General features: G+C 65.7%; 11 protein-coding genes. All 11 read left to right on the plus strand.

The genetic code is table 11. The annotated features are described in order from the left end of the window. Positions 1–3,762: beta strand repeat-containing protein (locus tag AO501_RS40280; RefSeq protein ID WP_419775681.1), on the plus strand; the 3,762-nt coding region annotated here is incomplete at its 5' end. Between the two features lie 36 nt (positions 3,763–3,798). Further along, the gene (locus AO501_RS19325; protein ID WP_055579273.1) at positions 3,799–4,134 is read left to right on the plus strand and encodes a hydrogenase maturation nickel metallochaperone HypA; all 336 of its coding nucleotides are present in this window, start codon (positions 3,799–3,801) and stop codon (positions 4,132–4,134) included. Positions 4,135–4,450: 316 nt separating this feature from the next. Further along, a complete protein-coding gene (locus AO501_RS19330; protein ID WP_055579236.1) occupies positions 4,451–5,506 on the plus strand; it encodes a hydrogenase expression protein HypE in 1,056 nt (351 codons plus the stop codon). A gap of 66 nt (positions 5,507–5,572) precedes the next feature. After that, positions 5,573–7,372, plus strand: coding sequence for a nickel-dependent hydrogenase large subunit (locus AO501_RS19335; protein WP_055579237.1), 1,800 nt, complete (start codon positions 5,573–5,575; stop codon positions 7,370–7,372). A gap of 3 nt (positions 7,373–7,375) precedes the next feature. Further along, a complete protein-coding gene (locus AO501_RS19340) occupies positions 7,376–8,245 on the plus strand; it encodes a NifU family protein (protein ID WP_055579238.1) in 870 nt (289 codons plus the stop codon). After that, a complete protein-coding gene (locus AO501_RS19345) occupies positions 8,242–8,865 on the plus strand; it encodes a DUF5947 family protein (protein WP_055579239.1) in 624 nt (207 codons plus the stop codon). Before AO501_RS19340 ends, AO501_RS19345 begins: the two co-directional genes overlap by 4 nt. Then, the gene (locus AO501_RS19350) at positions 8,862–9,518 is read left to right on the plus strand and encodes a DUF6084 family protein (RefSeq protein ID WP_055579240.1); all 657 of its coding nucleotides are present in this window, start codon (positions 8,862–8,864) and stop codon (positions 9,516–9,518) included. The genes AO501_RS19345 and AO501_RS19350 overlap by 4 nt, the downstream gene beginning before the upstream one ends. Further along, on the plus strand, positions 9,515–10,831 hold the full coding sequence (locus AO501_RS19355; RefSeq protein WP_055579241.1) for a hypothetical protein: 1,317 nt from the start codon (positions 9,515–9,517) through the stop codon (positions 10,829–10,831). Before AO501_RS19350 ends, AO501_RS19355 begins: the two co-directional genes overlap by 4 nt. After that, the gene (locus tag AO501_RS40760) at positions 10,819–10,938 is read left to right on the plus strand and encodes a DUF6893 family small protein (RefSeq protein WP_371934961.1); all 120 of its coding nucleotides are present in this window, start codon (positions 10,819–10,821) and stop codon (positions 10,936–10,938) included. The genes AO501_RS19355 and AO501_RS40760 overlap by 13 nt, the downstream gene beginning before the upstream one ends. 9 nt (positions 10,939–10,947) lie before the next feature. Next, positions 10,948–11,433, plus strand: a complete 486-nt coding sequence (locus tag AO501_RS19360) for a hydrogenase maturation protease (protein WP_055579242.1) — start codon at positions 10,948–10,950, stop codon at positions 11,431–11,433. Then, entirely contained in the window at positions 11,433–11,684 is a 252-nt protein-coding gene (locus tag AO501_RS19365) for a HypC/HybG/HupF family hydrogenase formation chaperone (protein WP_055579274.1), read from the plus strand. Before AO501_RS19360 ends, AO501_RS19365 begins: the two co-directional genes overlap by 1 nt.

Raw genomic sequence — 11,684 nt, forward strand, 5'->3', positions numbered from 1 at the left:
GGGAATCTGGGGAGTCTGAATTTCGGGTGGGGCAATCTGGGGTCGTCGAATCTGGGTTTCGGGAACCTGGGCAGTGTGAACTTCGGCTCCGGGAACCTGGGCAGTCTGAATATCGGCAGCGGCAACGCGGGGAGTCTGAATTTCGGGTTCGCCAATACCGGAGACGGCAACATCGGGTTGGCCAATACCGGCAGCGGCAACATCGGGATCGGGTTGACCGGGGACAACCAGTTCGGCTTCGGCGGCTGGAACTCGGGCACCGCCAACACCGGGTTGTTCAACTCCGGCAGCGGCAACAACGGATTCCTCAACGCCGGCACCGGCAACACCGGCTGGCTGAACTCCGGCACCGGCAACTGGGGCTTCACCAACTCCGGCAACTACAACACCGGCTGGGCCAATTCCGGTGTGGCCAACTCGGGTTGGTGGAACTCGGGCAACTTCAACACCGGCGGCCACAACACCGGCGATCACAACACCGGCTTCGCCAACCCCGGTAACTACAACACCGGCAGCTTCAACGTCGGAGACACCAACACCGGCGACTACAACCCCGGCAACATCAACACCGGATACGCCAACACCGGGGATCTGAACACCGGCGCCTTCATCTCCGGCGACCGCAACAACGGCCTCTTCTGGCGCGGCAACGGCCAGGGCCTCATCACCCTGAACTACTCGGTGATCGAGACGACAATGTATAAAAATACATTTTTTGCCTCGTACAACGCCCCCAATTTCTACGAACAACAATTACAGGCTTACTACAACATGCCGTATACGGTGCAGACGACGTTGCATACGTTGTTCTCTGTTGGTGGGGAGCCGGGGTTCGGGAATGTGACGACGTCGGAGTCGTCAGGCTTTTTCAATACCGGGGCGGGGAATTCCTCGGGGTTCGGCAATTACGGGTCGGGCAGCTCAGGGCTGTTCAACATCGCCTCCGGTGGCAGCGGGTTGAGCTCAGGGCTGGGCAACATCGGCGGGCTGCTCTCGGGGGCGCTGAACACCGGAGTCGGCGTCTCGGGTATCTACAACGCGGGTCAGGGTGCCCTGGCGGTGGTCTCCGGGTTCGGCAACATCGGGGCCAACCTGTCCGGCATCGACATCTTCACCGCCCTGCCCCACAACATCGGCTTCGCCGATGTCGGGTTCTGGAACATCGGCAACGGCAACGTCGGCAACTTCAACTACGGCAACGGCAACCTGGGCAACTACGACGGCCTGGGCTTCTCCTTCCTGCCCCCGTTCCTGAACCCCTTCTCCAGCAGCGGCAACACCGGCGACTTCCTCACCGGCGGCGGCAACACCGGCAACTGGGCCGTAGGCAGCGCCAACATCGGCCACAACAACGCCGGCAACGCCAACATCGGCTACCGCAACTACTTCGGCGACGCCAACATCGGGGCCTGGAACTTCTTCGCCAACGCCAACCAAGGCAGCTACAACATCTTGGCCACCGCCAACATCGGCGACCACAACTTCCTGGCCGTGGCCAACCTCGGCGACGCCAACCCCCTGGGCATCGCCAACTGGGGCTCGGACAACTTCGGGCTGGCCAACCTGGGCAACCTCAACCTGGGCTGGGCCAACAACGGCAGCTACAACCTCGGGTTGGCCAACACCGGCGACTACAACTTCGGCCTGGCCAACACCGGCACCGGCAACATCGGCATCGGCCTGACCGGCGACCACCAGATCGGCATCGGCGGCCTCAACTCCGGCACCGGCAACACCGGCCTATTCAACTCCGGCACCAACAACACCGGCCTGTTCAACGCCGGCACCAACAACGTCGGCCTGCTCACCACCGGCGACGCCAACCTCGGCCTGCTGCTGGCCGGCTCCAGCAACGTCGGCCTACTCAACGCCGGCCAAGCCAACGTCGGCCTGCTCAACGCCGGTGACTACAACTTCGGCCTACTCAACGCCGGCACCCACAACTACGGCATGGCCAACACCGGCGACGGCAACTGGGGCTGGGCCAACTCCGGGCACTACAACACCGGCTGGTACAACTCCGGCCAAGCCAACAGCGGCTTCGCCAACTCCGGGGACTACAACACCGGCTGGAACAACTCCGGAAACCTCAACACCGGCTTCGGCAACGCCGGTGACTCCAACACCGGCGCCTACAACACCGGAAACCTCAACACCGGCATCGCCAACCCCGGCGACCTCAACACCGGCGCCTTCAACACCGGCAGCTCCAACAACGGCTTCTTCAACACCGCCGACCACAACGGCACCGCCGGCTTCTCCGCCACCATCCCCCTGCCCCAAACCATCCTCGGCGACACCGGCATCACCGTGTCCAACTCCATCACCTTGTTCACCATCCCCGCCGGCACCGGCTTCTTCAACGCCACCACCTCCCCCTCCTCCGGCTTCTTCAACTACGGCTTCGGCGGCGGCATCTCCGGCTTCGGCAACACCGGCAGCGGCACCTCCGGCATGCTCAACTTCACCGCCGACTCCGACGCATTCGCCTCCGGCCTGGGCAACGTCGGCAACGCCATCTCCGGGATCTTCAACGCCGGAGACCTCTCCACCCTCAACCCCGCCAACCTCGACATCCTCTCCGGCATCGGCATGAGCGGACACAACCTGGCCGGCCTGTTCGGCATCACCTACACCAGCCCCGCCAACCTGGGCTGGGGCAACCTCGGCGGCGGCAACGTCGGCAACGGCAACTGGGGCAACTTCAACTTCGGCCTGGGCAACGAAGGCAACACCAACGTCGGCAGCGGCAACCTGGGCAGCACCAACATCGGCAACGCCAACTGGGGCTCAAACAACTTCGGCAGCGCCAACACCGGCAACAACAACTGGGGCCTAGCCAACCTCGGCGACTTCAACTTCGGCCTGGCCAACACCGGCAACCACAACATCGGCCTAGCCAACACCGGCACCGGCAACATCGGCATCGGCCTGACCGGCGACAACCAAATCGGCTTCGGCGGCTTCAACTCCGGCACCGGCAACACCGGCCTCTTCAACTCCGGCACCGGCAACACCGGCTTCTTCAACTCCGGCAACCACAACACCGGATCCTTCAACACCGGCAACTACAACACCGGCAACTACAACCCCGGCAACTACAACTTCGGCAACCACAACATCGGCACCTTCAACACCGGCCACCTCAACATCGGCAACTACAACACCGGCGCCCACAACATCGGCAACACCAACACCGGCGCCGACAACATCGGCAACACCAACACCGGCCTGGGCAACACCGGCAACCTCAACACCGGCGCCTTCATCGCCGGCAACCAAAACATCGGCCTGTTCTGGCGCGCCGACAACATCGGCATCAACTTCAGCCTCGACATACCCCTGCGGACGAGCATCCAGTGGTTCTCCGGTAACCCCTATGTGCCGGACGAATTGGCTTCGGCTTTCCTGGTCGACTACACCGACACCTACACACTGCTGCAATTCTCCGGACTGGGAAACACCACCACCCACCCCAGCAGCGGCTTCGGCAACACCGGCGGCGGCAACAGCAGCGGCTTCTTCAACACCGGCTACGGAACCAGCGGCTTCCTCAACACCGCCGTCCTAGACCCCATCACCACCGGCTTCACCAGCGGCTGGCAAAACTACGGCCAAAACCTCGCCGGCATCCTCAACACCGGCACCTACATCACCGGCCTCTACAACACCGGCACCAACAACTTCCAAACCCCCGACCTCATCACCGGCATCGCCAATATCGGCGCCAACGTCACCGGATTCTTCCGCCAGTTGTTCTGACCCGCAGCGCTTTTCGGAGTGCTAACGTTGGCGACGGTGCATGAGCTCTCGCTGTGCCAGGCGATCGCCGGGGTGGTCAAGTCCCACGCCGCGGGGCGTCACGTCGAGCGGGTGCGGGTGCGGGTCGGCGCACTGCGGCAAGTGGTGCCCGAATCCTTATCGTTCTGTTGGGCTCTGGTGCGCGATGCCGAGGGCATGCCCGACGCCGAGCTGGAGCTCGAGCACGTCCCGGCCGAAGTGCGTTGCGCCGCCTGCGGCAGTCGGTCGGAAATCGCTTCGCAATGGTCCATCTGGTGTCCGCGGTGCGAAAGCCCAGACGTCCGGATACTGCAAGGCAACGAGTTCCTGGTGGCATCGCTGGATGTGTCATGAAAGTGACTCAGGATGGCGGCATTTCGCAATCGGATATTTCTTGCCAACGATGTGCATGACAGAAATAACGGAAACGACAATAAGTTTGCCCGCAGCGCCTGCGTCGAGCAATCGCGACAGTGCTGAATCTTGCAGCCCGACAGCTGTTTTGGTGCCGTGGCAGGCCCCGACCGACCTCTGTCCGACGCCAATCCGGCCACGAACCGTTGACAATGCCGGACAGCGCGAGTAGGCCTGAGATTAGCGCCGCGCAAGTGGGCCGACGGTCGACTCCGGCGGCGTAGGGGCCGCAGCCCGGGCCCCGGAAAGCTGCAGTATGCCAACAGAAGCAGCAGTCAAAGCAGAACAAACGTTGATTCACGTTCTGTGGATCAACGCCGGCCTCAGTTGTGACGGCGATTCGGTGGCGTTGACTGCCGCCACCCAGCCCAGTGTCGAAGAAATCGCCTTGGGTGCCTTGCCCGGACTTCCTCAAGTCGCCGTGCACTGGCCGCTGATCGACTTCGAATGCGGACCCACCGGCGGGGCCGACGACTTCCTCGCGTGGTTCTTCAAGGCTGACCGGGGTGAGCTGGAACCCTTCGTGCTGGTCGTCGAGGGATCCATCCCCAACGAGCAGATCAAGAGCGAAGGCTACTGGTGCGGGTTCGGCAACGACCCGGCCACCGGCCAGCCGATGACGACCAGCGAGTGGCTGGATCGGCTGGCACCCAAGGCCACCGCGATCGTCGCCGTCGGTACCTGCGCCACCTATGGCGGAATCCACGCGATGGCGGGTAACCCGACCGGGGCGATGGGGGTCCCCGACTACCTCGGCTGGGACTGGAAGAGCAAGGCCGGCATACCGATCGTCTGCGTGCCCGGGTGCCCGATCCATCCCGACAACCTGTCCGAGACGCTGACGTACCTGCTGTACATGGCCACCGGCCAGGCGCCGATGATCCCGCTCGACGACGCACTGCGCCCCAAGTGGCTGTTCGGCCAGACCGTGCACGAAGGCTGTGACCGGGCCGGCTACTACGAGCAGGGTGACTTCGCCACCGAATACGGGTCACCGAAATGCATTGTCAAACTTGGCTGTTGGGGCCCCGTGGTGAAGTGCAACGTGCCCAAGCGAGGCTGGATCAACGGCATCGGCGGTTGCCCCAACGTCGGCGGCATCTGCATCGGCTGCACCATGCCCGGATTCCCGGACAAGTTCATGCCGTTCATGGACGAACCGCCGGGCGGCAAGCTGTCCAGCACCGCATCGGGTCTGTACGGGACCGTGATCCGGAGCCTGCGCCATATCACCGCAAAGACGGTCGACAAGGAACCTCGCTGGCGCCACAAGGGCACCGAACTGGTCACCGGAGCCCGCCGAACCTGGTGAGCGCCGGGCCGGTCGCGGCCGGCCTCATCCTCCACACAGCCCGCAGGGCGGAGAGCAGTATTCGCTATGACAACCATCATTCCCGAACCGTCAACTTCCAAGCGGGAACCCGGTCAGCTCGTCGAGATGGCCTGGGATCCCATCACCCGGATCGTCGGCAGCCTCGGCATCTACACCAAGATCGACTTCGAGAACCGGGAAGTGGTCGAGTGCCACAGCACGTCGTCGATCTTCCGCGGCTACTCGATCTTCATGAAGGGCAAGGACCCCCGCGACGCCCACTTCATCACCAGCCGCATCTGCGGCATCTGCGGCGACAACCACGCCACCTGCTCCTGCTACGCGCAGAACATGGCCTACGGCGTCAAGCCGCCGCACATCGGCGAATGGATCGTCAACCTGGGCGAGGCCGCGGAATACATGTTCGACCACAACATCTTCCAGGAGAACCTGGTGGGCGTGGACTTCTGCGAGAAGATGGTCGCCGAGACCAACCCAGGTGTGCTGGCCAAGGCGGAGAAGACCCAGGCCCCGCACGCCGACGCGCACGGGTACAAGACGATCGCCGACATCATGCGCTCGCTGAACCCGTTCAGCGGCGAGTTCTACCGCGAGGCGCTGCAAGTCAGCCGCTGGACCCGGGAGATGTTCTGTCTCATGGAAGGTCGTCACGTGCATCCCTCCACGCTGTACCCCGGCGGGGTCGGCACGGTGGCGACCATCCAGCTGATGACCGACTACATGACCCGGTTGATGCGCTATGTCGAGTTCATGAAGAAGGTCGTTCCGATGCACGACGATCTGTTCGACTTCTTCTACGAGGCGCTGCCCGGTTACGAGAAGGTCGGTCTGCGCCGCACCCTGCTGGGTTGCTGGGGCTCGTTCCAGGACCCGGAGGTGTGCAACTTCGAATACAAGGACATGGAGCGCTGGGGTAACGCGATGTACGTCACCCCCGGCGTCGTCGTCGACGGCAAGCTGGTCACCCATTCCCTGGTCGACATCAACCTGGGCATCCGGATCCTTTTGGGCAGTTCGTATTACGACGACTGGACCGACCAGGAGATGTTCGTCAAGACCGACCCGCTGGGCAACCCGATCGACCGGCGGCACCCGTGGAACCAGCACACCAACCCGCATCCGCAGAAGCGCGAGATGGACGGCGGCAACTACAGCTGGGTGATGTCGCCGCGCTGGTTCGACGGCAAGGACCACCTGGCGCTGGACACCGGCGGCGGCCCGTTGGCCCGGTTGTGGTCGACCGCGCTGGCCGGACTGGTCGACATCGGCTACGTCAAGGCCACCGGCAACAGCGTCAAGATCAACCTGCCCAAGACGGCGCTGAAGGGCCCGGTGGAGTTCGAGTGGAAGGTGCCCAGGCACGGCTCCAACACCCTCGAACGCAACCGGGCGCGCACCTACTTCCAGGCATACGCGGCGGCGTGCGGACTCTACTTCGCCGAGCAGGCGCTGGCCGAGATCCGCGCCGGCCGAACGAAAACCTGGGAGAAGTTCGACGTTCCCGACGAGGGCATCGGCTGCGGCTTCACCGAGGCGGTGCGCGGCGTGCTGAGCCACCACATGGTGATCCGCGACGGCAAGATCGCCAACTACCACCCCTATCCGCCCACCCCGTGGAACGCCAACCCGCGCGACAGCTACGGCACGCCGGGCCCCTACGAGGACGCGGTGCAGGGACAGCCGATCTTCGAGGAGAACGACCGGGAGAACTTCAAAGGCATCGACGTGATGCGCACGGTGCGCAGCTTCGATCCGTGCCTGCCCTGCGGCGTGCACATGTATCTGGGCAAGGGCAAGACGCTGGAGAGACTGCATACCCCCACCCAGTCACCCGCAACGGAGTGAGAGATGGTGGATCGCCCGGAATCCCCTGCGGACGAGACACAGTGGCGCGCTGCGGGTGATCGGATCCAGACGCTGCTGGATTCCTGCGCGACGAGCGGACCCGCCGCCCATGACCGCGCGCAGCAGTTGGTCCGGGAGGTGGCCGGGCTGTACGGGGCCGGGCTGCAACGGATCATGGCCCAGGCGGGTCCGCAGTTGGCCGAGCGGCTGGCCACCGACGACCTGGTGGCCAGCCTGCTCCTGGTCCACGGCCTGCATCCGCACGACGTGCGACGCCGGGTGGGTGACGCGCTGTACCGGGTACGGCCCTACCTGGGCTCGCACGGCGGCGACGTCGAGCTGGTCGAGGTCGCCGGCGGGACGGCGCGGCTGCGCTTTCAGGGCAGCTGCAAGAGCTGTCCCTCCTCGGCGGTCACCTTGGAGCTGGCGGTGCAGGACGCGATAAGGGCCGCCGCGCCGGAGATCATCGACATCGAGGTGGTGACCGCTGAGCACCCCGATGTCATTCCGGCACAATCACTTCTGGCCCACCTGCACCCTGACGGCGGCACGGAGTGGCATCCGGTGCCGGAGTTGGCCGACCTGGCACCCGGCGAGGTCGCCGGCTTCCTGGTCGCCGACGCCACGGTGCTGGCGTGCCGAGTGGACGGACAGCTCCTGGCCTACCGGGACCGCTGCCCGGTGTGCGACGACACGCTGGCGGGTGCGCAGCTGCACCGAGAGCTGCTCCAATGCCCGCGCTGTGGAACGGAATTCGACGTCACCCAGGCCGGGGCAGGCCCCGGCTGCCACCTCGAGCCGTTGCCGCTGCTGACCCGGGACGGGGCGCTGTCGGTGGCGCTGCCGCGCGCAATGCTGGGGGTTTTGGCATGACCAGCCCCTACGACGTGTTGTCCCGCATCAGCAGCCCGCGACGTCAAGAGCAGGCCGGGGAGCGGTGCGAGATGTGTGCGGAGTCGATAGCCGACGAGCACCAGCACGTGGTCAACGTGGCAGGCCGGCAACTGATGTGCGTCTGCCGCGGCTGCTATCTGTTGTTCACCGACCCGCACGCCGAACTGCGCTACCGCGCGGTGCCCGACCGGTATCTGGCGTTCCCCGACTTCGCGCTGGACCGGCGCGCCTGGGAGGCGATGCAGATTCCCGTCGGGGTGGCGTTCTTCTTCACCAACTCGGCGCTGGGCCGCACCGTCGCGTTCTATCCCGGGCCGGCGGGGGCGTGCGAGTCCGAGCTGGACCTGGACATGTGGAACGCCGTCCGGGCCGCCGATCGCCGCGTCGACCTGCTGGCCGACGACGTCGAGGCACTCCTGGTGCGGGTGCCCGAAACCGGAGTGCCGCAGACGTTCCTGGTGCCGATCGACGCCTGCTATGAGTTCGTCGGCCGGCTGCGCATGCTGTGGCGCGGATTCGACGGGGGGCAGGAGGCGCGGGACTTCATCGACGGTTTCTTCGTGCGGATCGCGGCGCGCGCTCGTCAGACACCGCCATGACCGAACACCTGGACCTGTCCTTCGCGGTGCTGGACGTGGCACCCGAACCGTATGCCGTCACACCGATGCTGACCGCACGCGTCCGCGTCGTGGCCAGCCCGCACGATCCCGTGCACGCGATCGCGCTGCGTTGCCAGGTGCGCATCGAACCCCTGCGGCGGTCCTACAACGACGAGGAGGCGGCCGGCCTCACCGACCTGTTCGGCACCCGGGACCGCTGGGCGACCACCCAGCGCACCTTCCTGTGGCAACACTGTGGCGCCATGGTGCCCGGATTCTCCGGCACCACCACGGTGGCGTTGCCACTGGAGTGCACGTACGACTTCGAGGTCGCGGCCGCGAAATACCTGCACGCACTCTGCCACGGCACCCTGCCCCTGCAATTCCTGTTCAGCGGAACCATTTTCGTGACATCACCGCGCGGATTCTCGGTGCAACAGGTCTCGTGGGACTGCGAGGATCGCTACGACATGCCGGTCGGCGTCTGGCGCGACCTCATCGCCCTGCATTACCCCAGCACCGGATGGGTCCGCCTGAGACACGAGACCGTCTTGGCGCTGGCCGGATACAAGTCCGCGCGCGGGCTGCTGGACCTCGACCACGCGGTGGCGGCACTGTTGGCAGACGCCGAGCAGCGGGAGGTGGCCCCATGAGCCGGGACCGGGCCCGCGCCGTCGCCGACGCCGTGCTGTACGAGGGCTACCTGCTGTACCCCTACCGCGGGACATCCAGCAAGAATCAATCCCGTTGGCAATTCGGCGTGCTCGGCCCGCCGGGCGCGGCCGCGGACGGACACGGCGAGGACGACGCCCTGGCAGCGCAGTTTCTGGTCCGCTCCGCCGACGCGATCACCCTGGTGGTGCGTTTCCTGCAACTGCAGCGCCGCCACGCGCAACGCGCGGTTGCCGGCGGCTTCGAGGCGGTCGACGAACTGACCACCCCGGCCGGGTCATGGCTGACCTGGGACGAAGCGGTGGAGTGCGAAACATGTTTCGGCCCGTTGCCCCTCAACGACGCGCCCTGGACGCTGCCCGTAACAGCCGCGCCCGCAACCGATATCGAAGCGGTCGACGGTGGCCGCCTGGTTCGCGAGCGGCACGAGGTACGGGGCCGGCTCACCGTCTCCGCCGAGCCCGACGGCGACCTGGTGCGGATCTCCGTGCACCTGGCCAATACCGGGGCGGCGGCCACGGACAAGAACGATGCCCTGGCGCGCTCGATGATCGGCACCCATGTGATCGCCGAAGCCGTTGGCGGCGAGTTCATTTCACTGCTGGAGCCCACGGCCGGCGCGGCCGGCGCGGCCTCGCGGTGCACCCAGCATCGGTGTTTCCCGGTGCTGGCCGGCCCGCCGGGCGTACACGACATGTTGCTGATCTCGCCGATCATCCTCTACGACCACCCCGAAGTGGCCGAACAGAGCGGCACCGCACTCTACGACTGCACCGAGATCGACGAGATCCTCACGCTGCGCGTGATGACGATGACCGACGAAGAGAAAGCCCAGGCCCGCGCCACCGATGCGCGGGCGGCACAGATCATCGACCGGTGTGATGCGATGTCGGCCGAGGACATGGGCCGCCTGCACGGTGTGCTGCGCGACCCACACCGCGCCGCCGGGCTCGTCCCCGAGATACCCGACGGGGTCGACTGGTGGGACCCACTGGCCGACAATGCGGTTCGCCCTGAAGTCGACGCCGTCCTGGTACACGGAGTTCGGGTCGCCCGGGGCAGCCGGGTCGTACTCCGGCCGCGGCGCAACGCCGACGCGCAGGACATCTTCGTGGCCGGCAAGACCGCGCGCGTCACGTCGGTGCACGAGGACGTCGAGGGCAACAAACATGTGGCCGTGGTGGTGGAGGACGACCCGGCTGCCGAACTGCACGACTGGTATGGCCGCTACCTGTACTTCTCCCCCGACGAAATCGAACCGCTCACTGAAAGGAACCCGTCATGGACGTCTTAGGCTGGATTTTCCTCGCTCTGATCGCGTTGGTCGTCGCGGCCGCGGTGGGCCTGGGTGTGGCCTCGCTGCCGGATGCCAAGCGGTACCTGCGATTGCGGCGCATGTAGGTCAGGCCTATGACAGCGCGAATCCTGGTAGCCGGCATCGGCAACATCTTCCTCGGTGACGACGGCTTCGGCTCCGAGGTGGCACGACTGACCCAGATCCAGCACGATGACGTGCGCGTCGTCGACTACGGCATCGGCGGCATGCATCTGGCCTACGACCTGCTCGACGCGTGGGACGCGCTCGTCCTGGTCGACGCGATACCCGGCCGCGGCACCCCGGGCATGTTGCACGTCTTCCAGGCCGACCACGACGGCGATTGCGGTGCAACGGGTTTGGACGCGCACAGCATGGACCCGCAGACCGTGTTCACCAGCCTGCGGGCGTTGGGCGGCAACCCGCCCTACACCGTGATCGTCGGCTGCGAGGCCGGCAGCGTCGAGGAACACCTGGGCCTGAGCGAACCGGTCGCTGCCGCGGTGCCCCGTGCGGTCCGCGCGGTGCACAGAATCGTTGCCGCGCTGCAGACTTCGGCGCCGGCGGAGCAGGAGTGCTGATGTGTCTCGGGATTCCCGGCCAGGTGATCGGGATGCTGGAGGGCTACGAGGGACAGCTGGCCCTGGTCGACGTCACCGGCCGCCGGCGCAAGGTCAACATCGGGATGCTGCCGGAGGAGACCTTCGAGCCCGGCGACTGGGTGATCATCCATATGGGCTTCGCCGTCGAGAAGACCGACCGCGCCGGCGCCGCGCAGGCGCTGGCCGGCCTGCAGATGATGGGCTCGGGACCCGATCCGGAGGGCAGCTGA

It is taken from the genome of Mycobacterium gordonae (assembly GCF_001417955.2).
Lineage (GTDB): Bacteria > Actinomycetota > Actinomycetes > Mycobacteriales > Mycobacteriaceae > Mycobacterium > Mycobacterium gordonae_B.

What these genes read in the sequence shown, in the direction of transcription:
- AO501_RS19330 (WP_055579236.1), top strand. Translation starts at nt 4,451, where the DNA reads ATGCCAACAGAAGCAGCAGTCAAAGCAGAACAAACGTTGATTCACGTT.
- AO501_RS19360 (WP_055579242.1), top strand. Translation starts at nt 10,948, where the DNA reads ATGACAGCGCGAATCCTGGTAGCCGGCATCGGCAACATCTTCCTCGGT.
- AO501_RS19365 (WP_055579274.1), top strand. Translation starts at nt 11,433, where the DNA reads ATGTGTCTCGGGATTCCCGGCCAGGTGATCGGGATGCTGGAGGGCTAC.
- AO501_RS19350 (WP_055579240.1), top strand. Translation starts at nt 8,862, where the DNA reads ATGACCGAACACCTGGACCTGTCCTTCGCGGTGCTGGACGTGGCACCC.
- AO501_RS19340 (WP_055579238.1), top strand. Translation starts at nt 7,376, where the DNA reads ATGGTGGATCGCCCGGAATCCCCTGCGGACGAGACACAGTGGCGCGCT.
- AO501_RS19335 (WP_055579237.1), top strand. Translation starts at nt 5,573, where the DNA reads ATGACAACCATCATTCCCGAACCGTCAACTTCCAAGCGGGAACCCGGT.
- AO501_RS40760 (WP_371934961.1), top strand. Translation starts at nt 10,819, where the DNA reads ATGGACGTCTTAGGCTGGATTTTCCTCGCTCTGATCGCGTTGGTCGTC.
- AO501_RS19345 (WP_055579239.1), top strand. Translation starts at nt 8,242, where the DNA reads ATGACCAGCCCCTACGACGTGTTGTCCCGCATCAGCAGCCCGCGACGT.
- AO501_RS19355 (WP_055579241.1), top strand. Translation starts at nt 9,515, where the DNA reads ATGAGCCGGGACCGGGCCCGCGCCGTCGCCGACGCCGTGCTGTACGAG.